General features: G+C 68.2%; 25 protein-coding genes. 11 read left to right on the top strand and 14 right to left on the bottom strand.

Annotated features, from left to right (window positions below):
- Positions 1–33 precede the first annotated feature (33 nt).
- Positions 34–1245 carry an MFS transporter gene (locus ACH4KB_RS17185; RefSeq protein WP_398066754.1) on the bottom strand — a complete coding sequence of 404 codons (1212 nt, stop codon included), beginning with the start codon at positions 1243–1245 and terminating at the stop codon, positions 34–36.
- Between the two features lie 140 nt (positions 1246–1385).
- On the opposite strand from ACH4KB_RS17185, the gene ACH4KB_RS17180 reads away from it, so the two are divergent.
- Both ACH4KB_RS17180 and ACH4KB_RS17175 read left to right on the top strand, forming a co-directional pair.
- Entirely contained in the window at positions 1386–1844 is a 459-nt protein-coding gene (locus ACH4KB_RS17180) for a MarR family winged helix-turn-helix transcriptional regulator (protein ID WP_398066753.1), read from the top strand.
- 50 nt (positions 1845–1894) lie between these two features.
- Positions 1895–2347, top strand: a complete 453-nt coding sequence (locus tag ACH4KB_RS17175; RefSeq protein ID WP_398066752.1) for a GNAT family N-acetyltransferase — start codon at positions 1895–1897, stop codon at positions 2345–2347.
- 173 nt (positions 2348–2520) lie between these two features.
- On the opposite strand, the gene ACH4KB_RS17170 is transcribed toward ACH4KB_RS17175, so the two are convergent.
- The 3 genes from ACH4KB_RS17170 to ACH4KB_RS17160 form a co-directional block, all read right to left on the bottom strand.
- Positions 2521–3897 (bottom strand): serine hydrolase domain-containing protein, encoded by a 1377-nt coding sequence (locus tag ACH4KB_RS17170; RefSeq protein WP_398066751.1) that lies wholly within the window; start codon positions 3895–3897, stop codon positions 2521–2523.
- Positions 3898–3982: 85 nt separating this feature from the next.
- On the bottom strand, positions 3983–5431 hold the full coding sequence (argG, locus tag ACH4KB_RS17165; RefSeq protein WP_398066750.1) for an argininosuccinate synthase: 1449 nt from the start codon (positions 5429–5431) through the stop codon (positions 3983–3985).
- A 31-nt stretch (positions 5432–5462) separates the two neighbouring features.
- The gene (locus ACH4KB_RS17160) at positions 5463–5828 is read right to left on the bottom strand and encodes a MarR family winged helix-turn-helix transcriptional regulator (RefSeq protein WP_398066749.1); all 366 of its coding nucleotides are present in this window, start codon (positions 5826–5828) and stop codon (positions 5463–5465) included.
- Positions 5829–5922: 94 nt separating this feature from the next.
- Between ACH4KB_RS17160 and ACH4KB_RS17155 the strand changes: the two genes are divergently transcribed.
- The gene (locus tag ACH4KB_RS17155) at positions 5923–6657 is read left to right on the top strand and encodes a dienelactone hydrolase family protein (RefSeq protein ID WP_398066893.1); all 735 of its coding nucleotides are present in this window, start codon (positions 5923–5925) and stop codon (positions 6655–6657) included.
- 187 nt (positions 6658–6844) lie between these two features.
- Here the strand turns inward: ACH4KB_RS17155 and ACH4KB_RS17150 are convergent, their stop codons facing one another.
- From ACH4KB_RS17150 to ACH4KB_RS17140, 3 genes are all read right to left on the bottom strand, one after another.
- The gene (locus tag ACH4KB_RS17150) at positions 6845–7240 is read right to left on the bottom strand and encodes a hypothetical protein (RefSeq protein ID WP_398066748.1); all 396 of its coding nucleotides are present in this window, start codon (positions 7238–7240) and stop codon (positions 6845–6847) included.
- Positions 7241–7341: 101 nt separating this feature from the next.
- Positions 7342–7698 carry a hypothetical protein gene (locus ACH4KB_RS17145; RefSeq protein ID WP_398066747.1) on the bottom strand — a complete coding sequence of 119 codons (357 nt, stop codon included), beginning with the start codon at positions 7696–7698 and terminating at the stop codon, positions 7342–7344.
- Positions 7695–8126, bottom strand: a complete 432-nt coding sequence (locus tag ACH4KB_RS17140) for a hypothetical protein (protein WP_398066746.1) — start codon at positions 8124–8126, stop codon at positions 7695–7697. Before ACH4KB_RS17140 ends, ACH4KB_RS17145 begins: the two co-directional genes overlap by 4 nt.
- Before the next feature lie 119 nt (positions 8127–8245).
- Between ACH4KB_RS17140 and ACH4KB_RS17135 the strand changes: the two genes are divergently transcribed.
- Entirely contained in the window at positions 8246–9496 is a 1251-nt protein-coding gene (locus ACH4KB_RS17135) for a hypothetical protein (protein WP_398066745.1), read from the top strand.
- Positions 9497–9734: 238 nt separating this feature from the next.
- On the opposite strand, the gene dnaB is transcribed toward ACH4KB_RS17135, so the two are convergent.
- Positions 9735–11210, bottom strand: a complete 1476-nt coding sequence (dnaB, locus tag ACH4KB_RS17130) for a replicative DNA helicase (RefSeq protein ID WP_398066744.1) — start codon at positions 11208–11210, stop codon at positions 9735–9737.
- A 458-nt stretch (positions 11211–11668) separates the two neighbouring features.
- Between dnaB and ACH4KB_RS17125 the strand changes: the two genes are divergently transcribed.
- Complete coding sequence (locus ACH4KB_RS17125) at positions 11669–13006, top strand: MATE family efflux transporter (RefSeq protein ID WP_398066743.1); 1338 nt, start codon at positions 11669–11671, stop codon at positions 13004–13006.
- 131 nt (positions 13007–13137) lie between these two features.
- Here the strand turns inward: ACH4KB_RS17125 and rplI are convergent, their stop codons facing one another.
- The 4 genes from rplI to rpsF all read right to left on the bottom strand — a co-directional run bounded on the left by rplI (position 13138) and on the right by rpsF (position 14865).
- Entirely contained in the window at positions 13138–13584 is a 447-nt protein-coding gene (gene rplI, locus ACH4KB_RS17120) for a 50S ribosomal protein L9 (protein ID WP_003967856.1), read from the bottom strand.
- Between the two features lie 18 nt (positions 13585–13602).
- Positions 13603–13839, bottom strand: a complete 237-nt coding sequence (gene rpsR / locus ACH4KB_RS17115; RefSeq protein ID WP_003967857.1) for a 30S ribosomal protein S18 — start codon at positions 13837–13839, stop codon at positions 13603–13605.
- A gap of 43 nt (positions 13840–13882) precedes the next feature.
- On the bottom strand, positions 13883–14500 hold the full coding sequence (locus tag ACH4KB_RS17110; protein ID WP_398066742.1) for a single-stranded DNA-binding protein: 618 nt from the start codon (positions 14498–14500) through the stop codon (positions 13883–13885).
- 74 nt (positions 14501–14574) lie between these two features.
- Positions 14575–14865 carry a 30S ribosomal protein S6 gene (gene rpsF / locus ACH4KB_RS17105; protein WP_398066741.1) on the bottom strand — a complete coding sequence of 97 codons (291 nt, stop codon included), beginning with the start codon at positions 14863–14865 and terminating at the stop codon, positions 14575–14577.
- A 331-nt stretch (positions 14866–15196) separates the two neighbouring features.
- Between rpsF and ACH4KB_RS17100 the strand changes: the two genes are divergently transcribed.
- The 3 genes from ACH4KB_RS17100 to ACH4KB_RS17090 all read left to right on the top strand — a co-directional run bounded on the left by ACH4KB_RS17100 (position 15197) and on the right by ACH4KB_RS17090 (position 17946).
- Positions 15197–15538: a hypothetical protein gene (locus ACH4KB_RS17100; RefSeq protein WP_398066740.1), complete on the top strand. Its 342-nt coding sequence runs from the start codon at positions 15197–15199 to the stop codon at positions 15536–15538.
- A 172-nt stretch (positions 15539–15710) separates the two neighbouring features.
- Positions 15711–16829: a peptidoglycan bridge formation glycyltransferase FemA/FemB family protein gene (locus ACH4KB_RS17095; protein WP_018957343.1), complete on the top strand. Its 1119-nt coding sequence runs from the start codon at positions 15711–15713 to the stop codon at positions 16827–16829.
- Positions 16830–16914: 85 nt separating this feature from the next.
- Positions 16915–17946: an alanine racemase gene (locus tag ACH4KB_RS17090; RefSeq protein ID WP_003967862.1), complete on the top strand. Its 1032-nt coding sequence runs from the start codon at positions 16915–16917 to the stop codon at positions 17944–17946.
- Positions 17947–17989: 43 nt separating this feature from the next.
- On the opposite strand, the gene ACH4KB_RS17085 is transcribed toward ACH4KB_RS17090, so the two are convergent.
- Together ACH4KB_RS17085 and ACH4KB_RS17080 are read right to left on the bottom strand one after the other, a co-directional pair.
- A complete protein-coding gene (locus ACH4KB_RS17085; protein ID WP_398066739.1) occupies positions 17990–19504 on the bottom strand; it encodes a glycosyltransferase family 87 protein in 1515 nt (504 codons plus the stop codon).
- A 173-nt stretch (positions 19505–19677) separates the two neighbouring features.
- The gene (locus ACH4KB_RS17080) at positions 19678–22452 is read right to left on the bottom strand and encodes a transglycosylase domain-containing protein (RefSeq protein WP_398066738.1); all 2775 of its coding nucleotides are present in this window, start codon (positions 22450–22452) and stop codon (positions 19678–19680) included.
- Between the two features lie 400 nt (positions 22453–22852).
- Here ACH4KB_RS17080 and ACH4KB_RS17075 point away from each other — a divergent pair, with 400 nt between their 5' ends.
- The 3 genes from ACH4KB_RS17075 (at position 22853) to ACH4KB_RS17065 (ending at position 26097) form a co-directional block, all read left to right on the top strand.
- On the top strand, positions 22853–23560 hold the full coding sequence (locus ACH4KB_RS17075) for a helix-turn-helix transcriptional regulator (protein ID WP_398066737.1): 708 nt from the start codon (positions 22853–22855) through the stop codon (positions 23558–23560).
- Positions 23561–23619: 59 nt separating this feature from the next.
- Positions 23620–24702, top strand: coding sequence for an inositol-3-phosphate synthase (locus ACH4KB_RS17070; RefSeq protein WP_097865587.1), 1083 nt, complete (start codon positions 23620–23622; stop codon positions 24700–24702).
- Positions 24703–24828: 126 nt separating this feature from the next.
- On the top strand, positions 24829–26097 hold the full coding sequence (locus tag ACH4KB_RS17065; RefSeq protein ID WP_398066736.1) for an MFS transporter: 1269 nt from the start codon (positions 24829–24831) through the stop codon (positions 26095–26097).
- The last annotated feature ends 122 nt before the right edge of the window (positions 26098–26219 follow it).

The following is a 26219-nucleotide window of genomic DNA, read 5'->3' as shown; positions in this document are numbered from 1 at the left end:
CTCCGCGATGTGTCTCCCCGGGGAGGGGGCGGATCAGTGCCGGGCCGCTGCCGCGACGGCCGGCTCAGCGCCGCTCCCGTCGACGATCCGGCCCTTGCCGGTCTCCCGACGCTCCAGCAGGCTGGAGAACACCGCCAGGACCAGGGCCGACGCGGCGAGCGCGGCACCGACCCAGTTGGGGGCGGTGTAGCCGAGACCGGCCGCGATCACGAGACCGCCGAGCCAGGCGGAGAGGGCGTTGCCGAGGTTGAACGCCCCGATGTTGACCGCGGAGGCCAGCGTCGGCGCACCCGCCGCCTGGTCGAGGACCCGCTTCTGCAGCGGCGGCACGGTCGCGAAGCCCAGGGCGCCGATCAGAACGATGGTGACGGCCGCGGCGATCTTGTTGTGGGCGGTCACGGTGAACAGGCCGAGCACCACGGCGAGCGAGCCGAGCGAGACGTACAGCATGGGCATCAGGTGGCGGTCGGCGAACCGGCCGCCGATCAGGTTGCCCCCCACCATGCCGAGGCCGAAGAGAACGAGCAGCCAGGTGACGGACGAGGCCGAGTAGCCGGTGACCCCGGTCATCATCGGGGTGATGTACGTGATCGCGGCGAAGACTCCGCCGAAGCCCAGGACGGTCATGGCCATGGCCAGCAGGACCTGGACATTGCGGAACGCGGCCAGCTCGTGGCGGATGCGCACGCCTTCCGGCCCGGGCTGGTCCGGTACGAGCTTCGCGACGCCGAGCAGCCCCACGATGCCCAGAACGGCGACCAGGAGGAACGTGGTCCGCCAGCCCGCGGTCTGTCCGATGAAGGTGCCCAGCGGAACGCCGACAACGTTGGCGACGGTGAGCCCGGTGAACATCATGGCGATGGCCCCGGCCTTCTTCTGCGGGGCGACCAGATCGGCCGCGACCACCGAGCCGATGCCGAAGAAGGCACCGTGCGCGAGGGAGGCGATCACCCGTCCGGCGAGCATGACTCCGAAGACGGGGGCGAGCGCGGACACCACGTTGCCGACGATGAAGAGCCCCATGAGGAGCATCAGCATGCGCTTGCGGGTGACACGCGTGCCGAGCAGCGTCATCAGCGGGGCGCCGAGGACCACACCGAGCGCGTAGCCGGTCACCAGGAAGCCCGCGGTCGGGATCGAGACCTGGAAGTCACCGGCGACCTCGGGGAGCAACCCCATGATCACGAACTCGGTCGTTCCGATCCCGAATGCCCCGATGGCGAGGGCGAGGAGCGCGAGCGGCATGGGTTTCACCTTTCCTGGAGATTGCGTCTGCGCCTTACAGGCGTCCACAATAATTGCAGACGCTGGCTAATTGCAAGCGCGGGCTATTGCAGACGTCCCCTATCCTGGAGTCACGCAGCTCCCGCCCGGAGGAGAGAGACATGACAGCGACCGACCCCGCCCTGACCGCCATCGCCCAGAGCTGGTGCGCGCTCTCCCTGCTTCACGGGAAGATCGAGGCCCGGATCGAGCGGGCCCTCCAGGCCGGCCACGGACTCAGCGCCCGCGAGTACTCCCTGCTCGACGTGTTGAGCAGGCAGCACAACGGCATCGGCGGACATCTCCAGATGAAGCAGGTCGCCGACGCCGTGGTCCTCAGCCAGAGCGCCACCACCCGGCTCGTCACCCGGCTCGAGGACCGGGGGCTGCTGACCCGCTATCTGTGCGACACCGACCGCCGCGGCATCTACACCGACGTCACCGAGGCCGGGCTCACGCTGCTGGAGGCCGCCCGGCCGACGAACGACAACGCGCTGCGGGCGGCACTGGACGAGGCGGCCGAGAACCCTGAGCTCGCCGCTCTGGTCAGGGCCGTCGAAGAGCTCAAGGTCCCGGTCTGACCGAGCCTGACCGGCGCTCCATCCCCCGGGGCCGTCCTAGGATGCCGATCATGAGTGATCTCGCCATACGACCCGCCGTCCCGGACGACCTGCCCGCGGTGGTCGCCATGCTCGCCGACGACCCTCTGGGCGCGCAGCGCGAGTCACCGGACGACCTCGCCCCCTACCAGAGGGCCTTCCAGCGGCTGGCCGACGACCCGAACCAGTACGTGGTCGTCGCCGTTCGCGAGGACCGGGTCGTCGGCACGCTGCAACTGACCGTCGTCCCGGGGCTGTCCCGCCGCGGCGCGACCCGCTCGATCATCGAGGGGGTCCGCATCCACGCCGACGAACGCGGCAGCGGCCTCGGCACCCAGCTCATCCAGTGGGCGGTGGACGAATCCCGCCGCCAGAACTGCCAGTTGGTGCAGCTGACCTCGGACGTCACCCGCGAGGACGCGCACCGCTTCTACGAGCGGCTGGGCTTCACCGCCAGCCATGTGGGCTTCAAGCTGGCGCTCTGACGAGCGCGGACGGGTGGGCGTTTCACGTGAAACGCGGGTGGGTGTTCGCATGTGACGGGGTGGGCGTTCGCATGTGACGGGGTGGGTGTTTCACACGAAACGGGGGCGGGTGTTTCACATGAACGCGGGTGGGTGTTTCACGTGAAACACCCACCCGTTACCCGGCCGGAAGCTCAGTCGGCGAGCCCGCGCCAGCCCTCCGCGTCCACGCCGCCGGGCACGGCCGCGCCCGCCTCGTACGGCTCCCGGGTGAAGACGAACGAGCCGAGGTCGAGGTGGTCCACCGAGCCGTCGTCCTTGCGTACGACGCGCAGGGTCTCCCCCGCGTAGTAGTCGTTCTGGCCCGTCCAGGTGCCGTCCGGGCGGTACGTGAAGGCCGCGCCTCGTCCCGTGCCGCCCAGCGGAGTGAGCTGCAGGCCCCGGTCCCCCGTGAGCCTCAGCGTGACCGGGTGGGTGCCCCAGTGCCAGATCCCGGTCAGCGCGAGCAGCTCGTCGTCCACCTCGGGCAGCGGGCGCCAGGGCTCCGGGATCCGCGGCTCGGCCTCGGCCACGATCCCCAGAAGTTCGGCGGCCACCATCGCGGCGGGCAGCCCGGAGGTGACGTTGGCGAGAACGACCGCGGCCACGTCATCCTCCTCGCTGACCCAGAGGCCGGCGACGAACCCGGGGAGCGATCCCGAATGCCCGAAGAGCACGCGCTCTTCGCCCCCCACGATCTGGAGTCCGAGACCATAACCGCTGCCACCCGTCTCTGCCGGTGCGGCGGGCGTCCGCATCTCCTGCACGGAGGAGGCCGACAGAACCCGGTCGTCGCCCTCGGTCAGGAAGGCAGCGAACCGCAGCAGGTCCGCCGCGGTGGACCAGAGCTGACCGGCGGGCGCCATGATCCCGAGGTCCTCGGCGGGTTCGCTCAGCATGACATCGGCCCAGGGGTGGACGGCCCAGCCGCCCGCGTGCGGAGCCACGGGCTCGCTCGACGTGCGGTGCATACCCAGCGGCTCCAGGATCTCGCGGCGCAGCGCCTCCTCCCAGGAGACGCCACGCACCGCTTCCACCAGTGCACCGAGCAAGGTGTAACCAGGGTTGGAGTAGTGATGGCGATGACCGGCCGGATGCCTCTGCGGCCGGTCGCCCAGCACGTCGGCGAGCTCGGGCCGCAGGCCGCCCGGCGTCCGCTCCCACCAGGGGGCGGGTGTTTCGGCGCCCAGACCCGCGCTGTGGCCCAGCAGCTGAAAGACGGTCACCCCGCCCGCCCCCGTGCCGGGGAGGTGCTTCTCCAGGGGATCGTCCAGGTCGATCAAGCCCTCGTCCCGCAGCCGCAGAACCAGAACGGCGGTGAACGTCTTGGTGATCGAACCGATCCGGTACTGCGTATCGGCGTCGGGAGCATGCCCTTCGACGCACGTACGCGCCCCGCTCCAGGCCGTACGCCCCTGCCGCCGCACCGCGGCCACGAGAGACGGCGCGCGGCCGTCCCGCTGGGCGACGGCGATGCGGTGCAGCAGGGCGCGTCGGGTACTGGGAAGCAGGTCTTCGCCGATAGAAGTCATGGTCCAACCCCTACCCGACGGGCAGCCCCCTGACGACCCGTTTTCACGGAGCCGCGGCCCGGACCAGCACGGATGACGCTTTCGGTCAGTCGGTGCCGAACTCCATCGCGGCGTGGTCGAGCATCTCGTCGCCACCGGACACCCTGCCGCGTGAGGCGATGACCTCGGCGCCGCCCTGCGGCATCGCGCCGATCAGCCCGGTGGATGCCGCCTGAGCAGCGCCGATGAGGGCGGGATGGGTCGATCCGACCATGCCGAGGCCGGCGTACTGCTCAAGCTTGGCACGCGAGTCGGCGATGTCGAGGTTGCGCATCGTGAGCTGGCCGATCCGGTCCACCGGACCGAAGGCAGAGTCCTCGGTGCGCTCCATCGACAGCTTGTCCGGGTGGTAGCTGAACGCCGGTCCGTCGGTGTCCAGGATCGAGTAGTCGTCACCACGCCGCAGCCTCAGCGTCACCTCCCCGGTGACCGCCGTGCCCACCCAGCGCTGCAGCGACTCGCGGATCATCAGCGCCTGCGGGTCGAGCCAGCGGCCCTCGTACATCAGCCGGCCGAGCCGCCGCCCCTCGTTGTAGTAGTTGTCCAGGGTGTCCTCGTTGTGGATCGCGTTGACCAGCCGCTCGTACACCACGTGCAGCAGCGCCATCCCGGGTGCCTCGTAGATGCCGCGGCTCTTGGCCTCGATCACCCGGTTCTCGATCTGGTCGGACATGCCCATACCGTGCCGTCCACCGATGGCGTTCGCCTCCATCACCAGGTCGACCGGGGTGGCGAACTCCTTGCCGTTGATCGTCACCGGGCGGCCCTGGTCGAAGCCGATCGTCACGGTCTCGGCAGCGATCTCCACCGTGGGATCCCAGAACCGCACGCCCATGATCGGCTCCACGGTCTCGATGCCGGCGTCGAGGTGCTCCAGAGTCTTGGCCTCATGGGTGGCGCCCCAGATGTTGGCATCGGTGGAGTACGCCTTCTCGCTGCTGTCGCGGTAGGGCAGCTCGTGGGCGATCAGCCACTCCGACATCTCCTTGCGGCCGCCGAGCTCGGAAACGAAGTCCGCGTCCAGCCAAGGCTTGTAGATCCGCAGATGAGGGTTGGCGAGCAGCCCGTAGCGGTAGAACCGCTCGATGTCGTTGCCCTTGAACGTCGACCCGTCGCCCCAGATCTGTACGTCGTCCTCCAGCATCGCCCGGACCAGCAGGGTGCCCGTGACGGCACGGCCGAGCGGCGTGGTGTTGAAGTAGGCGCGCCCACCCGACCGGATATGGAACGCGCCACAGGTGAGCGCGGCCAGCCCCTCCTCGACCAGCGCCGCACGGCAGTCGACCAGGCGGGCGATCTCGGCACCGTACGTCGCCGCGCGCCCGGGCACCGAGGCGATGTCGGGCTCGTCGTACTGGCCGATGTCGGCGGTGTAGGTGCACGGGACGGCACCCTTGTCGCGCATCCACGCGACGGCTACCGAGGTGTCGAGACCGCCGGAGAAGGCGATGCCGACACGCTCGCCGATGGGCAGGGAGGTGAGGACCTTAGACATAGTAAGAGTATGCATCCGAACGCATGATCATTCAACGTGGCGTGCCCGGGGAACTTCCGCGCCGTCCCAAAGGACGCCCCGTCGAGCGCGGAACGAGCTGGTCGCGTTCGGACGGGCAGCCCGGAACGAGCTGGTCGCGTTCGGACGGGCTCAGCAGTGCGAGCAGTTCGCCCTCCAGGACGTCCAGGGTCTCGCCCAGGAGGCTCAGGCGCCGGCGGCCCCGTGTGGAAATCGTGATGACGTTGCGGCGCCGGTCCGCGGGATCGGGCGCCCGCTCGACGATCCCGCGCTCCCCGAGTTCGTCGAGCACGCCAACCATGTCGCTCCGGCGGGTGCCGGAGCGCTTGCTCAGTTCGGCCTGGGTGCCGGGTCCGTACTCCGAAAACGCTAGTGTCACCAACGTTGAGGGCGTGTCCGGCGGATCAGGGCCTAGCGCCATGAACGGTGACGCCCTGACCGTGAGGGCGAACTCCCAGGAAGGAAGAGCCGCCATTCCCAGCAAGACCGTGCAGATTCCCACCGCGGACGGCCTGGCCGATGCCTTCGTCGCCCACCCCGAACACGGCGACCGGCATCCAGGGGTGCTGATGTACGCGGACGCCTTCGGCATCCGCCCCGTACTGCGGGAGATGGCCCGCGAACTGGCCGGGCACGGTTACTACGTGCTCGTCCCCAACTTCTTCTACCGGAACGGGCCGACACCGGTCGTCGATCTTCCCGATCACATCGGAGAGAAGGACCGGCCCGCGCTCATCGGCCGGCTGATGCCCTTGATCGAGGCCCACACCGCCGAACGCGTCGCGCGCGACGCCGACGCCTACCTCACGTTCCTCTCGGCCCAGCCCGAGGTGGACGCCGGACCGGTCGCGGTGACCGGTTACTGCATCGGCGGCCTCCTGGCGACCCGTACCGCCGCGGCCCGCCCCGGACAGGTGGCCGCCGTCGCCGCGTTCCACGCCCCCGTCTCCGCCGACGGCCCCGACAGCCTGCGCCGTCTCACCGCCGAGGTCCACTTCGGCCACGCGGCGACGGACATCACGCCGGAGGCGCTCGGCGAGCTCAACGGCTTCCTGGACACCGCGGGCGTCGGCTACACCTCCGAGATCTACCCCGGCACCGTCCACGGCTTCACCATGTCCGACACCGACTCCTTCGACCCGGCCGGACTGCAACGCCACTGGGACCGCCTGCTTCCCCTCCTCGCCCGCACCCTGACGGACGCCTGAAGTCCGGAAGGCCGCCCGCCCGGCAGGCGGGGGGGCGGGCGGGCGGGCGGGCGTAGGTTCTCACTTTCGGTGTCAGGCGCCGACGCTATGACCTGGACGTCCCCCTCCAGTTCTCACGACGTGTCGGCAAGCGGCTGTCTCAGATCGATGGCATTTCCTCAGACTGCCCAGCCGGCGGCCCCGGACCTCATGAACCTGCATCGGCGGCCGTCCGTTCCATCCACTCCCGCACCTTCACTGCCTGCTCGATGCGGTTGACGATGTCCTTCTTGGACGCCGTATCCAAGGTCTCCGGGATCTTGTCGAAGGTGTCGGGAAGGACGTCGAGGAGACCCCAGATCTGCTCGCCGGTGCTGAGGGTCAGCAGTTGCTGGCACCTCCACTGCAGCGGCACCTCGGGACGGTGCGTGAGCCGCTGCACGAGTGTCGGGAACAGGTAGTGCGTCGCTTCTGCGGCGAGGTGCTCTCGTAGCCAGTCGACCGGGAGCCGCTGGTTGAAGCCATGCATGGCGGCCTCCTGGGCCAGGTCCAGCAGCTGAGCGGTGTCGACGGCTCGGATGGTGCGGGGAAAGGCCGGGGTCATGTCGCGATGATGCCAAGAAGCCCTCGGAACACCGAGGTCGGCGGGGTCAGGTTGCCATCTGTCAAGGAACTCGGCCCAGGCTTTCTCAAACTCGCCGGAGGTCACCCTTCCCCGGACGGCTCGCCCTTTATGCGGATCCATTCGTGGATGGCCTCGATGGCGTCGAGGAGGTCCTGGAAGGTGCAGAGATCCCGGTGCTGTTGTCGGACCTGGCCTGCTGCCATGTCCCCGTACTCAAGCTCGGCTTCCCCGCTGCTCCAGACGATGAGCACGGCGACGAAGTCATCGTTTTCGAGCGTCATCCAGGTGCTGTTCTTGGTTCGGCCGTCCTCGGGCGACTGCTGGACCGCACCCGTGATTCCGCACGATTGCAGGCGTTCCTCATGCTCGGCGAACCAGGCCAGGAGCCTCTGCGGCAGCTCGACCGATACGGACTGCTTTTGTTCGCTCTGCCTCATGGCTGGGCGATGAACCCTGCGGATCGGTCGAGCTGGGCAGGAGATCCGGCCTCGGTTGGTTCCCAGCCTCGGTCCCGTGCTTCTCGGATGCTGGCAGCAACGTGGGCTGGGCGGATGGGCACTGCCTCGGCGCCCACCCAGTTGCTGGGATGGGCCCGGCCGCTGGTGACGATCAAGGTCGCGCCCGGCTGGCTGCCGCTGGCCGCTTCAACTGCATGGGTCATCGGTGTCCAGCAGAGTCCCCGCATGTGGGAGGGCTTCCTGCGGATCCGCCAGCGGTACTCGATCCCGTCAACGGTTATGCGCCGGGAACCCTTCTTGTTCAGCACCATCTTCGCCTCCTCCGCTGTTGGACTCTGTTGTGTCGCCGCGGTCGCGAAAGGCAGGTTGCACGCGAACGTGTTGCACGCGAACGTACCGAACGTCATCGCCGACAAGCACCTTCGGGGCTACGGATGGGTTGATCAGACCATAAGTTGGTGTCAGTGCCGAGCGACCCGGCGCATCGCACCCACCCCGGGTGCACTCACCGCGATCGGAGAGCACCGTGAAGAACAGCCCGTTGTGGCGAGTGGTTGACAACGAGAGCGGCGCCCAGTCCATCGTCAGCACGCCCTCCGAGGCGGTCGCGTTCGTCAACAGCCGGTTCGACACCGATGACGACGACGAGCCGTTCAGCATCACCGAGGTCGGCCCTCTCCTTCCGAAGCCGCTCGGGGTCATCACCGCATGGGCCGCCGAGAAGGACGGCGAGCGAACCGACGGGCGTACTGCCCCGATCACCATCAGGCCGGTTGTGACGGACAACGCCAGCGCGTGCGATGACGTCGTGCTCTGGGGCGACGTGTACGTCTCCTGGGACCAGGACATGTACACCGTCGAGGGGCCGGACGGCTCCGAGTACAGCGAGGCTTATAGTGCAGCCGAGTTGAGCGAGATACTCGACGAGTACGCCGGCGACTACGAGTACGCGCCTGAAGGGCCTGAAGGGCCCGACAGCCACAGGTGGCCGAAACCGGAAGAGTTGATCACCTACGGCGCCCAGGAGTGTGCCAAGCGGTTCGGGCACCTCGACGACGACGCCCTGCTGTGGCTCGCTGCCACCCGCATCACGCTCGCCGTGTGGCGCAACACACCCGTCGAGAACTGGCATGCCGGGAAGAGTCCGCTCCACGACGGCACAATGATGCGGATCAACACGGCAACCACCCGACTCGTGCGCTCGATGCTGTCGTTCGACCATGTCGACTGGATCGGTCTCGGTCTCGCGATCGTCAACCCGTCCCGGGTTCTACCGACAGGGCAGTCCGTACTCGAGCTCGGGCTGGTCTGCCACAACCCTGACGACCCGGCGCACGAGGTTGATCCGCGTGAAGAACTCGCGGAGATGGCACAGGTCGCGATCTCATGGGGGCGAAGGTACTGCCTTCACGAGAAGGAGTTCGGCCTGCGAACCCTGATCGAATCCTTCTGTGCGTCCGACAACGGCTGGTTCGGAGCACCGAGTTGGGGGCGCATCGTCGATCGGTTCCTTACGGCTGTCGACGACCGCGAGAATGCGCACTGGGGCATGTACCAGGACAAGCCTTGGTTCAACGAGTGGTTCACCAACCGGCCGGCCGACATTGCGAGTACCACAGAATTTCGTCGGCTGCTCCTCGCCGGGCCCGACCTGCTTTCCGAGGAGGCCGCCGAATGGTGCGTGGATGGTGCCATCGGCTATGTCTGCCAGGACGACCACGCGAACGACTGCTGGCGGTGCGGTATCCCGCTGGCAACGGAGCCCCCCGACGAGTGAACGTGTGCACCAGCATAGAAAAGCAGCAATCCACCGACCACGCTCTCTCCCGCTTACTCGGCAGCCGCCCCTGCTTGGGGAGCCAGTCGCGGCTCCACTGACCGGAAATGTGCGGGTGCTTCTGACGGATGGCGCGCGTGGAGGGGCTGGGATCCCGCAACCGGGACAGCCTTGGTGGTCGACCCGCAGCTAGGGGCACTGCGCCAGGACACTGGATTTGAGAACCTACAGCGGTCCGTCAGGTCTGGGCCATGTCCACGAAACGGGAGTAGTGGCCCTGGAACGCCACGGTGATGGTGGCCGTCGGGCCGTTACGGTGCTTGCCGACGATGATGTCCGCCTCGCCCGCGCGCGGTGACTCCTTCTCGTACGCGTCCTCGCGGTGGAGCAGGATGACCATGTCGGCGTCCTGCTCGATGGAACCGGACTCACGCAGGTCGGACACCATCGGCTTCTTGTCCGTGCGCTGCTCGGGACCACGGTTCAGCTGCGAGAGCGCGATCACCGGGACCTCCAGCTCCTTGGCCAGCAGCTTGAGGTTTCGGGACATGTCCGAGACCTCCTGCTGACGGCTCTCGGAACGCTTCGATCCACCGGCCTGCATCAGCTGTAGATAGTCGATGATCACGAGCTTGATGTCGTTGCGCTGCTTGAGCCGGCGGCACTTCGCGCGGATCTCCATCATCGACAGGTTGGGGGAGTCGTCGATGTACAGCGGAGCGGCCGAGACCTCGGGCATCCGGCGGGCGAGCCGCGTCCAGTCCTCGTCCGTCATGGTGCCGGACCGCATGTGGTGCAGGGCCACCCGTGCCTCGGCCGACAGCAGACGCATCGCGATCTCGTTGCGCCCCATCTCGAGGGAGAAGATGACGCTGGGCAGGTTGTTCTTGATCGACGCGGCACGCGCGAAGTCCAGCGCCAGCGTGGACTTGCCCATGGCGGGGCGGGCCGCGATGACGATCATCTGGCCGGGGTGCATGCCGTTCGTCAAGGCGTCGAGGTCGGTGAAGCCCGTCGGCACACCGGTCATCTCGCCGCTGCGCGACCCGATGGCCTCGATCTCGTCGAGCGCGCCCTCCATGATGTCGCCGAGGGGCAGATAGTCCTCACTGGTGCGCTGCTCGGTGACCGCGTAGATCTCGGCCTGCGCGGAGTTGACGATCTCGTCGACGTCCCCGTCGGCCGCGTATCCCATCTGCGTGATCTTCGTGCCCGCCTCGACCAGCCGCCGGAGCACCGCCCGCTCGTGGACGATCTCCGCGTAGTACGAGGCGTTGGCCGCGGTGGGCACGGACTGCACCAGGGTGTGCAGATACGGTGCTCCGCCGACCTTGGTGATCTCTCCGCGCTTGACCAGCTCGGCGGCGACCGTGATCGGGTCGGCCGGCTCGCCCTTGGCGTAGAGGTCGAGGATCGCCGTGTAGACGGTCTCGTGGGCGGGGCGGTAGAAGTCGTGCCCCTTGATGATCTCCACGACGTCCGCGATGGCGTCCTTGGACAGCAGCATGCCGCCGAGAACGGACTGCTCGGCGTCGAGATCCTGGGGCGGCACCCGCTCGAACCCGGGGGAGCCGCCTTCCCAGGCCTCGTCCGAGCCGCGGTCGTGGCGGTCCTCACGTCCCTTGCGGTCCCCCCGACGCCGGCGGGAGGCGGGCAGACGGTCCCCGGGACCGGTCTCGGTCCAGGGGTCGTCCAAAGGCTCGGGAATGCTCACCGGGCCGCCTCCTCCCGTCCGCATCGCGGACCTAGCCGTGCCACTCTTTCTTACGGCACAGCACCGACAAACAGGTCGCCCGACTCCACTTCCGGCGCATCTGGTTCGGTGGAGTCCGGTGCCGGAACGGAGTGCGGGCGCCGCACCACGGTAGGCCCCTCCGCACCGTCAGCCAATCTGGTTATCCACAGGGCATGTGGACGACGGACCAGATGCTGTGGAGAACCCTGCCGAACCTGTGCACGGACCGGGGGACAGCACTGTGGACAAACTCATAGCGGTAGCGGCGTGACCGTCCTGACCTGCATGTTCTCCGTCCACTGACTGTGGGGGAGAAAAACTTTCGCCCTCATTTCAAGATCACCGCAAACGGCGCGGGAAGGAAGGCCCCACCGGCCCACAAGTAAGGGCCGTAGGCCAATTGCATCTCTTACCTGTGGAAGATTAGATTGACCCTCATGACGAAGGCCCCCGCGACACCGAAGAACGGCCGCAGACGGCACGACCGCGAGATCATCGCCCTTGCCGTCCCGGCATTCGGCGCACTCGTCGCCGAGCCCCTGTTCGTGATGGTCGACAGCGCCGTCGTCGGCCACCTCGGCACCCCGCAACTGGCCGGCCTCGGCATCGCCGCAGCCCTCCTGATGACGGCCGTGAGCATCTTCGTCTTCCTCGCCTACGCGACCACGGCTGCCGTCGCCCGCCGCGTGGGGGCGGGCGATCTCCCCGCCGCCATCCGCCAGGGTATGGACGGCATCTGGCTCGCCCTGCTGCTCGGAGCGGCCGTCGTCGCCCTCGCGGTCCCGACGGCCCCGTGGCTCGTCGACGTCTTCGGTGCCTCCGACACCGCGGCTCCGTACGCCATCACCTACCTGAGGATCTCCATCCTCGGCATTCCGGCCATGCTCGTCGTGCTCGCCGCCACCGGTGTACTGCGCGGGCTCCAGGACACCCGCACCCCGCTGTACGTCGCCATCGGCGGTTTCACGGTGAACGCCGCTCTCAGCGTGACCCTCGTCCACGGTGCCGGGCTCGGGATCGCCGGCTCCGCCTGGGGAACGGTGATCGCCCAGGTCGGTATGGCCGCCGCCTATCTCGTCGTGGTGGTCCGCGGAGCCCGAAGGCACAACGCCTCCCTGCGCCCCGACGCGGCCGGCATCAGGGCCAGCGCACGGGCCGGCGTGCCTCTGCTGATCCGGACCCTGTCCCTGCGCGCCGTCCTGATGATCGCCACCGCCGTCGCCGCCCGGCTCGGGGACGTCGACATCGCCGCGCACCAGATCATCCTCTCCCTCTGGAGTCTGACCGCCTTCGCGCTCGACGCCATCGCCATCGCCGGGCAGGCGATCATCGGCCGCTATCTGGGGGCGAACGACGAGAAGGGCGCCCGCGAGGCCTGCCGCCGGATGGTCGAGTGGGGTATCGGCTGCGGCATCGTGCTCGGCGTCCTGATCGTGCTCGCCCGGCCTCTGTTCATCCCGCTCTTCACCAGCGACCCCTCGGTGAAGGACACCCTGCTCCCCGCGCTCCTGGTCGTGGCGGTCTCCCAGCCGATCGCCGGCGTGGTCTTCGTCCTGGACGGCGTCCTGATGGGAGCCGGCGACGGACGCTATCTCGCCTGGGCGATGCTGGTGACGCTCGCCGTCTTCGCGCCCGTCGCGCTCCTGGTGCCCTCCCTCGGCGGCGGGCTCACCGCGCTCTGGTGGGCGATGACGCTGATGATGGCCGTCCGCCTCATCACACTCTGGCTGCGTACCCGGTCGGGCCGGTGGATCGTCACCGGAGCCACGCGCTGATCCGTACGCTTCGCGGCCTGTTTCACGTGAAACAGGCGGCCGGTTTCACGTGAAACACCACGCACCACAGAAAACAGAAAGGGCCGCACCCCATGGGGTGCGGCCCTTCACTGACTCAGCTGAGCTCTGCCTTAGGCAGCAACGACCTCGACGCCGAGCTTCGCTGCGACCTCGGGGTGCAGACGGACGGACACCTGGTGTCCGCCGAGCGTCTTGATCGGCGAGCCGAGCTCGACGCGACGCTTGTCGACGTCGGGACCACCGGCAGCCTTGATCGCCGCAGCGACGTCGGCCGGGGTGACCGAGCCGAAGAGACGACCGGCGTCGCCGGAGCGAACAGCCAGACGGACCTTCACGCCCTCGAGCTTGGCCTTGATCTCGTTGGCCTGCTCGATCGTCGCGATCTCGTGGATCTTGCGGGCGCGGCGGATCTGCGCCACGTCCTTCTCGCCGCCCTTGGTCCAGCGAATGGCGAAGCCACGCGGAACCAGGTAGTTACGGGCGTACCCGTCCTTGACGTCGACGACGTCGCCGGCGGTGCCGAGGCCGGAGACCTCGTGGGTGAGGATGATCTTCATGCTCTTGTCACCCTTCCCTTATCGCGCGGTGGACGTGTAGGGCAGCAGCGCCATCTCACGGCTGTTCTTCACAGCCGTGGCGACGTCACGCTGGTGCTGCGTGCAGTTGCCGGTGACGCGGCGGGCACGGATCTTGCCGCGGTCGGAAATGAACTTCCGCAGCATGTTCGTGTCCTTGTAGTCCACGTACTGGGTCTTGTCCTTGCAGAACGCGCAGACCTTCTTCTTAGGCTTGCGCACAGGCGGCTTCGCCATGGTGTTTCTCCTGTGTGATCAAGAAGTGGGGGTACGAGCAGCCCTAGAAGGGAGGCTCGTCCGAGTAGCCGCCGCCAGAGGAACCGCCGGAACCGCCGGAGCTTCCGCCCCAGCCGCCCTGGCCGCCCTGCTGTCCCCCGCCGCCCTGGCCGCCTGCCGGCGCGCCGGTCGCCCACGGGTCGTCGGCGGATGCACCGCCGCCGCCCTGCTGGCCACCGCCACCGGGACCGCCGCCCCAGTTGCCGCCGCCCTGCTGGCCGCCGCCGTATCCACCCTGGCCGCCCTGACCACCGCGACCGGTGGTCTTGGTGACCTTGGCCGTGGCGTTCTTGAGGCTGGGGCCGACTTCCTCGACGTCCAGCTCGTAGACCGTGCGCTTGACGCCCTCACGGTCCTCGTAGGACCGCTGCTTCAGCCGGCCCTGCACGACGACGCGCATGCCTCGCTGAAGCGACTCCGCGACGTTCTCCGCCGCCTGACGCCAGACCGAGCAGGTGAGGAACAGGCCTTCGCCGTCCTTCCACTCATTGGTCTGCCGGTCGAAGATGCGGGGAGTGGACGCGACACGGAACTTCGCGACCGCCGCACCGGACGGGGTGAAGCGCAGCTCGGGGTCGTCGACGAGATTGCCGACGACCGTGATGACGGTCTCGCCTGCCATGGGTGAACCTCTCGGCGGGGATTGCTTCTGGCTGCTTGCTGCTACTCGGACCCGAAAACCGCTGAGCTAGAAGCTCAGTGCATCTCGGGACGGAGGACCTTGGTCCGGAGGACCGACTCGTTCAGGTTCATCTGGCGGTCGAGCTCCTTGACGACCGCAGGCTCGGCCTGCAGGTCGATGACCGAGTAGATGCCCTCGGGCTTCTTCTTGATCTCGTAGGCGAGCCGACGACGGCCCCAGGTGTCGACCTTCTCCACCTTTCCATCGCCCTCACGGACGACGGAGAGGAAGTTCTCGATCAGCGGGGAGACTGCTCGCTCCTCGAGATCGGGGTCGAGGATGACCATCACCTCGTAGTGACGCATGTGGAACCCACCTCCTTTGGACTCAGCGGCCACGGTCGTTCCGTGGCAGGAGGGTCGTGATGCGTGTTGCAACGGTGTTCCCGAGGAGAACACCCAGCACTGACAATCCGCTCCCTGAGGAACCCGTAGACAGGGTTCGGGGGGAGGCTCGCCGTGCCGGCCTGGGCAGACACCGGTGCAGACCGTACAGACTACCCGTAGACCGGCTTCCGGTTGAAATCAGGAGCTCAGAGGGCACAATCGAGACAGATGCAGTGTGAGAGGCGCTACACCCGCCGCGGTGCGTAGGGCGCTGGATCCACCGCCCATCCGTCCGGCCAGGAGGTACTCCATGGCACAGACCATCCGACCCGCCGGCTCCCGGTCCCAGCCCGGCCGCCGCGCCACCGGTTCACTCTTCGCGACGGACGGCAAGCCGCACCCCGTCCAGGACGTCCTGATGGTGGTGACCGGGGTGCTCGGCATCCTCGCCTTCGTCACGGCGATGTTCCACCACCTCCACCTGATCAGCTCCTGGGCGGGGCTCGTCGGGATTCTGACCGGCGCATACGGCCAGTACATCTCGAAGACCACCTGGGAGCGGTTCGGCCTGATCATGGGCATCGGGGCCTCCGCGGTCGGCTTCTACCTCGGCATGGCCCACGGGGGTCTCTTCGGCGGCGTGATCACCTGACCGGAGCACCGGCCGGAGCACGGGCCGCCGCGGGTGCCCAGGCCCCCGCGGCGGTCCGCCGTCCGTTCCTGGCCCCCGGGGCCAGGCCGGGCGCCCCTGGGTCACAGTAGGCTTCGGCGCGAGAGCCGGAGCCCCTGACCGATGGGGACACACCTGCCGAGGAGCGCCCCGCATGAGCCTGACCCTGAGGACCATCAGCCGAGAGCAGCATCTGGCGTACATCCAGAGCCTGCCCTCGGCCAGTCACTGCCAGGTCCCGGCGTGGGCTGATGTGAAGACCGAATGGCGCTCGGAGAGCCTGGGCTGGTTCGACAAGAACGGCGAGATCGTCGGCGCCGGCCTCGTCCTGTACCGCCAGCTGCCCAAGATCAAGCGCTACCTGGCGTACCTGCCCGAGGGCCCGGTCATCAACTGGTACGCACCGAACCTGGACGACTGGCTCCAGCCGATGCTCGCGCACCTCAAGCAGCAGGGCGCCTTCTCCGTGAAGATGGGCCCGCCGGTGGTCATCCGCCGCTGGGACTCGGCAGCCATCAAGTCCGGCATCCAGGACCCCGACGTGAAGCGCCTGCGCGACGTCGAGGCCACGCACATCGAGCCGCGCGCCTTCGAGGTCTCCGACCGGCTGCGGAAGATGGGCTGGCAGCAGGGCGAGGACGGCGGCGCCGGATTCGGTGACGTACAGCCCCGCTACGTCTTCCAGGTGCCGCTGGCCAACCGCTCGCTCGAGGACGTCCTCAAGGGCTTCAACCAGCTGTGGCGCCGCAACATCAAGAAGGCCGACAAGGCCGGCGTCGAGGTCGTCCAGGGCGGCTACGAGGACCTGGCCGAGTGGCAGCGGCTCTACGAGATCACCGCCGTGCGCGACCGCTTCCGCCCTCGCCCGCTCTCGTACTTCCAGCGGATGTGGACCGTCCTCAACTCCGAGGACCCCAACCGGATGCGCCTCTACTTCGCCCGGCACAACGGCGTGAACCTCTCCGCGGCCACGATGCTCGTCGTCGGCGGACACGTCTGGTACTCCTACGGCGCCTCCGACAACATCGGGCGCGAGGTCCGACCGTCCAACGCGATGCAGTGGCGCATGCTCCGCGACAGCTACGCGATGGGCGCGACCGTCTACGACCTGCGCGGGATCAGCGACTCGCTGGACGAGACCGATCATCTCTTCGGCCTGATCCAGTTCAAGGTCGGCACCGGCGGCGAGGCCGTCGAGTACGTCGGGGAGTGGGACTTCCCGCTCAACAAGCTGCTCCACAAGGCGCTCGACATCTATATGTCGCGTCGCTGACCCACTGAACCGCTCCACCGCACATCTGGGCACACACCGTTCGTTCCTGATCCACCGCAGCCACCAGAAAGGTTCCGGGCCGGCCATGGCGCTCTCCCTCTACGTCGACACCGCGCGCTGGCGGGCGCACCAGAAGTCCGTGATCGACCAGTTCCCCGGGCTCGTACCCGTCTGCAAGGGCAACGGCTACGGCTTTGGTCACGAGCGCCTCGCCGACGAGACGATCCGCTTCGGATCCGACACCCTCGCCGTCGGGACGACCTACGAAGCGGCCCGGATCAAGGACTGGTTCAGCGGCGACCTGCTCGTCCTGACCCCGTTCCGGCGCGGCGAGGAGCCCGTGCCCCTGCCGGACCGCGTCATCCGGTCCGTCTCCTCCGTCGACGGGGTGCACGCCCTGGTGGGCGCCCGGGTCGTCATCGAGTGCATGAGCTCGATGAAGCGCCACGGCGTCAAGGAGGAGGAGCTCGGACAGCTGCACGCGGCGATCGAGGACGTACGGCTCGAAGGCTTCGCCCTGCATCTGCCGCTGGACCGCACCGACGGCTCCGACGCCGTCGAGGAGGTCATCGGCTGGATGGACCGGCTGCGCGCGGCCCGGCTGCCGCTGCACACCATGTTCGTCAGCCATCTGCGCGCCGAGGAGCTGGCCCGGCTCCAGCAGCAGTTCCCCCAGACCCGCTTCCGCGCCCGTATCGGCACCCGGCTCTGGCTCGGCGACCACGAGGCCACCGAGTACCGGGGGGCCGTCCTGGACGTCACCCCCGTCGTCAAGGGCGACCGGTTCGGCTACCGCCAGCAGAAGGCCGCCTCCGACGGCTGGCTGGTCGTCGTGGCCGGGGGTACGTCCCACGGGGTCGGCCTGGAGGCGCCCAAGGCGCTGCACGGCGTGATGCCGCGGGCCAAGGGCGTCGCCCGCGCGGGGCTGGCCACGGTCAACCGCAACCTGTCACCGTTCGTCTGGGCCGGCAAGCAGCGGTGGTTCGCCGAGCCGCCGCACATGCAGGTGTCGATCCTGTTCGTGCCCTCGGACGCCCAGGAGCCGCGCGTCGGTGACGAGCTGGTCGCCCACCTGCGCCACACCACCACGCAGTACGACCGGCTCGTCGACCGCTGAGCCCGTCCGGGCGCGGCCCTGAACGGCCGCGCCGGGCCCCGGGTCAGCCGTCCCGGGTGGGTGCGGCGCCCCACTCCACCTGGGGTCCCGTGACCGCCGGGGCCTTGTGCCCGGACGGACGGGCCTCGGGCGCCAGCACGAACGCGTCCGGAGCCCCGTCGAGGACACCGCCCGACGGGTCGTCCGACCCGTCCCCGCGCACCGGGTCCTTCTCCGGCTGCAGGATGTCCCGGACGATCAGCGCGCACAGGTACAGCGTGCTCAGCAGATGCAGGGCGATCGCGACCTGGTAGCCCTCCTGCGGCAGCCCCTGGTGCTTGTCCCCGCCGCTGGTGTAGGCGAGGTAGAACCAGATCCCGAGGAAGTACATGACCTCGCAGGCCTGCCAGATGAGGAAGTCGCGCCAGCGCGGCCGGGCCAGGACGGCCAGCGGGATCAACCAGAGCACGTACTGCGGTGAGTAGACCTTGTTCGTCAGGATGAACGCGGCCACCACCAGGAACGCCAGTTGGGCGAAGCGCGGCCGGCGGGCCGCGGAGAGCGCCAGACCCGCGATGCCCGCGCAGAACACGACCATCAGGACGACCGACGCGGTGTTGACCGTCTCCACGTCGATGGGCTTGCCGGTGCGCTGGGTGATGATCAGCCAGAACGAACCGAAGTCGATGGGCCGCTCCTGGCTGAACGTGTAGAACTTCCGCCACCCCTCGGGGGCGAAGACCATCACCGGCAGATTCACCACCAGCCAGGCCGCTCCCGCGCCCAGCAGCGCCGTCCCGAACTCGCGCCACCGGCCCGCCCGCCAGCAGAGCACCAGGAGCGGGCCGAGCAGCAGGACGGGGTAGAGCTTGGCCGCGGTCGCCAGGCCGATGAGGATGCCGAACGCGAGCACCCGGCCCCGGGACCACATGAGCATCGCCGCGGCCGCCAGGGCGACGGCCAGCAGGTCCCAGTTGATGGTCGCGGTGAGGACGAACGCGGGGGCCAGCGCGACCAGGAGGCCGTCCCAGGGACGACGGCGGTGCGTGCGGACGGTGCACACGGCGACGACGACCGCGCAGATCATCAGCATGCCCGCGTTGACCATCCAGTACATCTGCTCGCGCTGCTGGATGGGGTCGCTGTCGGGCGTCAGCGTCAGCCAGGACGCCACCTGCATGAACACCCCGGTCAGCACGGGGTACTCCAGGTACTGCATATCGCCGCTCAGCCGGTCGAAGTACGGCACGAGGCCGTCGGCGAACCCGCGCCCCATGAAGAGGTGCGGAATGTCGGAGTAGCAGGCGTGGGTGTACTGCGAGGTGGCCCCGCGGAACCAGGCCCACTCGTAACAGGGGATCTTCTGCACCATGCCGAGGGCGAACATCCCGATCATGACCAGCGCGACGACGCGCACCGGCGTGAGGGGGCCGTCGCCGAGCCGCGCCCAGCGCCCCACCCGGCCACCGAACAGCTCGCTCCCGGCAGCCGCGACCTCGTCCTGATCGGTGGGCCGCACGACGGGCCGCTCCTGGTGCACGCTCGTGTCTTCTGCGCTGGGGCTTGGCATGCCGCACATCCTGCCGTACGGGGCTGTGCCCGGGGCAAGGGCCGCCCGGGGGACACGGGCACAGATCCGGGATGCCGCATGCCACCGCCGGGAACGCGGCGAGGGCCGCCGTACCCGGGTGGGTACGGCGGCCCTCGCCGCTGTGGTGGGCCGGCCCTTGAGGGCCCGGGCGGGACGTCCGGCTATCCGTTGTTGCCCCAGATGGAGCCTGTTCCGCCCGGGTTGCCGTTGGCTCCCTGCGCTCCACCGTTGTCGCCCCCGTCGGTCGTTCCGGTGTTGTCGCCCCCGTCGGTCGTTCCGGTGTTGTCGCCCCCGTCGGTCGTTCCGGTGTTGTCGCCCCCGCCGTCCGCCCCGGCGTTCGCCCCGCCGTTGGCCTCCTGGCAGTTCGGGTCCCAGATGCTGCAGGTCCTGCTCGGCGACGGCGACGGGCTGGGGGTGGTCTGGGTCGGCTTCGGGGACGGCGGCGGCTTCTCCTCCTCCTCCTTCTCGGAGGGCGTCGGCGAAGGCGTGGGGCTGGGCGTCGGACTGGGGCTCTTCGCGCCACCGCCCCACACGACATCACCGAGGTCCTTCGGTTCCGGGAAGGAGATGGCCTTCTTGCCCTTCATCGCGCCGGTCATGTAGTCGTGCCAGATGGAGGCCGGGAACGAGTTTCCGTGGATCTTTTCCTCGCCACCGGTGCCGAACATCTTCTCGAACTCGCGCTCTTTGTTCGTCTCGTCGTCATCGAGCCGGAACATGCTGATGGCGGTCGAGATCTGCGGGGTATACCCGACGAACCAGGCGGACCGGTTGCCGTCCGTCGTACCGGTCTTGCCCGCGGCCTCACGGCCCTCGAGTCGGGCGGGCTTGCCCGTTCCGTTCTCCACGACGTTCTTCAGCACGTCGGTCACGTTGTCGGCGATCTCGGCGCTGAAGGCGCGCTTGGGCTTCTTCTTGTGCTGGAAGACGGTCACGCCCTCCTGCTTCACCTCGGTCACCGAGTACGTGTCGTTCTGCTGACCACTCGTGGCGAAGGTGGCGTAGGAGCCCGCCATCCGGATGGCGCTGGGCGACGAGGTGCCGATGGAGAACGAGGGAACGGTGGAGTCCGCCATGAAGGTGTCGTCCTTCAGACCGGAGGCGACGGCGACGTCCTTGACCTTGTCGGTGCCGACGTCCATGCCGAGCTGCACGAACGGGGAGTTGGCGGACTTCTCCATGGCCGTCCGCAGGTCGATCTCGCCGTAGTCATAGTTGCCGTCGTTGGTCTGGCGCCATTCCTTGTCGTCCTGGTTCAGCCAGATCTTGCCGGTGTAGTCCCTGATCCGCAGGCCGTCGTCGCCGTTGTAGATGCTCTCCGGCGAGACCTGGGTGCGCTCGGAGTTGCTCTGCTCCGGCCCGCCGGACGGGTCGCGCACGCCGTACTGCATGGCTGCGGCCAGGACGAACGGCTTCCACGTCGAACCGACCTGGGCACCGGTGGCGTCCGCGTTGTTCGTGAAGTGCGTGGTGGCGTTCTGGCCGCCGTACGTGGCGATGATGGCGCCGGTCTTCGCGTCGACGGACGCACCGCCGAACTCGACGTGCGTGTCCGTCTCAGGGCGCTCCTTGGGCCGGATCTTGGCCTTGTAGACCTTGTTCACCGCTGCTTCGAGCTCCTGCACCCGCTTCTTCTGGAAGGTGGTGTGGATCTCGAAGCCGCCCAGTTCGAGTTGCTTGGCGTCAATGTTGCGGTCGTTGTTGGCGAGGAAGTACTTCTTGGAGAGTTCCACCAGGTAGCCGGTCTGGCCGCCCAGCTTGGCGTCCTTCTTCTTCGGCAGCGGCATGGGGAACTTCGTGTACTTGGCGCGCTCCTCCGCCGTCATGCGCCCGTCCTTGACCTGCTCGTCAAGGATCCACTTCCAACGGTCCTTCGCCCGCTTGGTGTTCTTCTCCGCGGTCGCGTTGTTCTTGTCGATGTCGGGGGCCCCGGCGGGGTCGTAGTAGCTCGCGCCCTTGAGCAGGGTGGCCAGGAAGGCGCACTCGCTCGCGTTCAGTTCGCCGGCGTCCTTGTTGTAGTAGGTGCGGGCCGCCGCCTGCAGCCCCGAGGCCCCGCGCCCGTAGTAGGAGACGTTGAGGTAGCCCGCCATCACCTCTTCCTTGCTCTCCTCACCGGCGACCTTGAGCGTGATGAAGAGTTCCTGGAACTTCCGCTTGAGCGTCTGGTCCTGGGTGAGCATGGAGTTCTTCACGTACTGCTGGGTGATGGTCGAGCCGCCCTGGGTCTCACCGCCCGTGGCCATGTTCAGCACCGCACGGCCGATGCCCTTCGGGTCGATGCCCTTGTCCGTCTCGAAGCTCTTGTTCTCGGCCGAGATGACGGCGTTGCGCATCTCCTCCGGGATCTGCTCGTACTGGAGGACCTGGCGGTTGACCGCCCCGCCCGTCGCCACCATCTGCGTGCCGTCGGCCCAGTAGTAGACGTTGTTCTGCGCCCTGGCCGCTTCGTTGATGTTCGGTTTGGACACCAAGGCGTACGAGATACCCCCGACGCCCATCAGCACGCCGAGGAAACCCAGACAGAGCCCCGACACCAGCTTCCACGAGGGGACCCAGCGGCGGAACCCGTACCTGCCATGGCGCGGGTAGTTGATGAGGGGCTTCTTGCCGGGGTCACCGTGGTCGTACCCGCGCCCCCCCGGACCGTCTGAGCCACCGCCACCGCCACCACGGCGTCGGCCACCGCCGCCCGCACCGTGGCCCCCGGCATCGGCACCCCGACGCCGGCCGCCCTTCTGGGCCGCGCGGCGGGCCTCGGCGCGGCTGCCGTACTGGCGCTCCTCGCCGTGCGACTCGGGCACCGATTCGGAAGGTGATACCGATGTGGCTCTACGTGACGGGACTGCTCGGCGTCCGGTCGACTGCTGGGCGGCTCGTCTGGCCGCTGCACGCCCGCCACCCTGTGGCTGCGGCGTTTTGCGACGGTGCTCGCTCATGGAACGACTACTCCTCGGGCAGGCGAGAGCGCCTGGAAGCGGCAGTTGAGATCCGGTCCCCCCGAATTACGGACAAGCCACTGCGGAAGGCTCATCCGCAGTACATCCGGCAGTCCGCGATGACTGACGCGCGAAAGCGCCTCGCGGTTCCCGGTGGTCTGCATGCCGCACAGACTACGCAGGGTCAAAACCCGCCTAGGGCCGAACTTCACCCCAAACAACGCAAGTCGAACTCTGAGAATTGCTGATGTGACGCCGTTCACGAAGGTCACCCTTGTCGAACAGGTCGGAGCGATCTATCGTGCTGATGTATCGAGTCGATACATCAGCACGGCATAAGTACGCCGGTGATTCCGGTGGACCGTGCCGACGGAAGCAGCGGCAGAAGGAGGAGGCACCGGTGAGCAGACGCTCCGGCATCCTCGAGTTCGCTGTTCTCGGCCTGCTCCGCGAATCGCCGATGCACGGCTATGAGCTGCGCAAACGCCTCAACACCTCGCTGGGCATCTTCCGTGCGTTCAGCTACGGAACCCTCTATCCCTGCCTCAAGACGCTGGTAGCCAGCGGCTGGTTGATTGAGGAGCCCGCCGGTGATCCGGCGGACACCGCGCCGGTCACCGGACGCCCGACCGCCGCGTCCTCCTCACTGACGGGGCGCCGGGCGAAGATCGTCTACCGGCTGACGGCAGAAGGTAAGGAGCACTTCGAGGAGCTGCTGTCGCACACGGGTCCGGACGCCTGGGAGGACGAGCACTTCGCAGCGCGCTTCGCCTTCTTCGGGCAGACCGAGCGCGAGGTGCGGATGCGGGTGCTCGAAGGCCGGCGCAGTCGGCTGGAGGAGCGCCTGGAGAAGATGCGCGCCTCTCTCGCCCGCACCCGTGAACGACTCGACGACTACACACTTGAGCTGCAGCGACACGGCATGGAGTCCGTGGAGCGCGAAGTGCGCTGGCTGAACGAGCTCATCGAGAGCGAGCGGTCGGGACGGGATCAGCGACGATCCTCGCCTGAGGGCTCAGCTCAGCAGGACACACCTGGAGAGACGGGCGGCCTGCCCCGGCACCGGGACAACACCCGGCCGGATCCGTCCGACGACACCGCCAAGTGAAGTCATCGCACTCCGCGGCGACTTCATCGGAAACACCGATTACACAGGGAGCAACCGGAATGGGTTCGGTTCGCGTAGCCATCGTAGGCGTGGGCAACTGCGCCGCCTCGCTGGTGCAGGGCGTCGAGTACTACAAGGACGCCGATCCGGCCGGCAAGGTGCCCGGTCTGATGCACGTCCAGTTCGGCGAGTACCACGTCAGTGACGTCGAGTTCGTCGCCGCCTTCGACGTCGACGCGAAGAAGGTCGGCCTCGACCTCGCGGACGCCATCGGCGCCAGCGAGAACAACACCATCAAGATCGCGGACGTGCCGAACACGGGCGTGACCGTCCAGCGCGGCCACACCCACGACGGCCTGGGCAAGTACTACCGCGAGACGATCGAGGAGTCCGCGGACGCCCCGGTCGACGTCGTCCAGATCCTCAAGGACAAGCAGGTCGACGTTCTCGTCTGCTACCTGCCCGTCGGTTCCGAGGTCGCCGCGAAGTTCTACGCGCAGTGCGCCATCGACGCCAAGGTCGCGTTCGTCAACGCTCTCCCGGTGTTCATCGCCGGCACCAAGGAGTGGGCGGACAAGTTCACCGAGGCCGGTGTCCCGATCGTCGGCGACGACATCAAGTCCCAGGTGGGCGCCACCATCACGCACCGCGTGATGGCGAAGCTCTTCGAGGACCGGGGTGTCATCCTGGACCGCACGATGCAGCTGAACGTCGGCGGCAACATGGACTTCAAGAACATGCTCGAGCGTGAGCGCCTGGAGTCCAAGAAGATCTCCAAGACGCAGGCCGTCACCTCGCAGATCCGTGACCGTGAGCTCGGTGCGGACAACGTTCACATCGGCCCCTCGGACTACGTGGCCTGGCTGGACGACCGCAAGTGGGCGTACGTGCGCCTCGAGGGCCGCGCGTTCGGCGATGTTCCGCTGAACCTGGAGTACAAGCTCGAGGTGTGGGACTCCCCGAACTCGGCCGGTGTCATCATCGACGCCGTCCGTGCGGCGAAGATCGCCAAGGACCGCGGCATCGGCGGCCCGATCCTGTCGGCTTCGAGCTACTTCATGAAGAGCCCGCCCGTGCAGTACTTCGACGACGAGGCGCGCGAGAACGTCGAGCGGTTCATCAACGGCGACACCGAGAGCTGAACCGGCCCTCTCGGCCGAGACGCCTCACCGAAGCACTGAGCGGAGACGCTCACCTCTTCCTGCCGCACGTCGGGGGTCCCCGGGCAATCCGCCCGCGGACCCCCGACGTGTGTGACGCTTGCTCCCATGTCTGTCGCGCGTGATCTGCGCACTCTGCTGCGTCTGCGGAACTTTCGCCGCCTGCTCACCGTGCGGCTGCTGTCCCAGTCCGCCGACGGCGTCTACCAGGTCGCCCTCGCCGCTTACGTCGTCTTCTCCCCCGAGAAGCAGGCGTCGGCCGCCGCCATCGCTTCCGCCATGGCCGTGCTCCTCCTGCCCTACTCCTTGATCGGCCCCTTCGCGGGGGTTCTGCTGGACCGCTGGCCCCGACGCCAGGTCTTCCTCTACGGGAACCTCCTGCGGGCCGCTCTGGCCTGCTCCACGGCCCTGCTGATTCTCGCCTCGGTGCCCGACTGGCTCTTCTACGCCTCGGCCCTCTGCGTCACCGCCGTCAACCGTTTCGTGCTGGCCGGCCTCTCCGCCGCCCTGCCCCGGGTGGTCGACACCGATCGCCTCGTCGTCGCCAACTCCCTGTCTCCCACCGCCGGCACTCTGGCGGCCACCGCGGGAGGCGGTCTCGCTTTCACCGTACGGCTGGTGGCCGACGAGTCCGACGCGGCGGTCGTGCTGCTGGGATCGATGCTCTACCTGCTCTCCGCGCTGGCGTCCCTGAGCCTGCCCCGCGCCCTGCTGGGACCGGATACCGACGGGAGCCCCCTGCGACTGCGGGCCGCTCTGGCCGTCACCGCGCGCGGCCTCGTCGCAGGGCTGCGCCATCTGACGCAGCGGAGACACGCGGCCGGGGCGCTGGCCGCGATGACCGTGATCCGCTTCTGTTACGGCGCCCTCACCGTGATGGTGCTCATGCTGTGCCGCTACGCCTGGTCGGCCACCGAGTCCGACGGACTGGCCCTGCTCGGCCTGGCGGTCGGGGTGTCAGGTGCGGGATTCTTCGTCGCCGCCGTCCTCACCCCCTGGGCGGTGGGACGGCTCGGCCGGTACGGGTGGATCGTGGGCTGCGCCGGTGCGGCGGCGATCCTGGTGCCCGCCCTGAGCCTCTCCTTCGCCCTTCTCCCGATACTGATCGCCGCCTTCGTGCTCGGTGTCGTCACCCAGGGGTCGAAGATCGCGACCGACACGGTGGTGCAGACCTCGGTCGACGACTCCTTCCGCGGCCGGGTGTTCTCGCTCTACGACGTGCTCTTCAACGTCGCGTTCGTGAGCGCCGCGGGGGTGGCGGCTCTCATGCTCCCGCCGGACGGCAGATCGGCCGCCGTCGTGGTGGTCGTGTCGGTGCTGTACGCGGTGGTCGCGGTAATGATGTTCCGTCGGCGACGGATCGACGGTTACCGGTAGCCGGTCATGGATGTGGCGAGGGGCGGTGTTTTAACGGTAAAAAAACCCCCCCCCCCCAACCGGCGCGGGTTTTTTACAGGTAACAAAACGGGGCCGGGGCACATGTTGCCCGCCCCCCCCAA

Source organism: Streptomyces sp. NPDC017520 (genome assembly GCF_044329855.1).
Taxonomy (GTDB): domain Bacteria; phylum Actinomycetota; class Actinomycetes; order Streptomycetales; family Streptomycetaceae; genus Streptomyces.
Note: the sequence above shows the minus strand (reverse complement) of the source record. Positions and strands in the feature narration are given on the sequence as shown.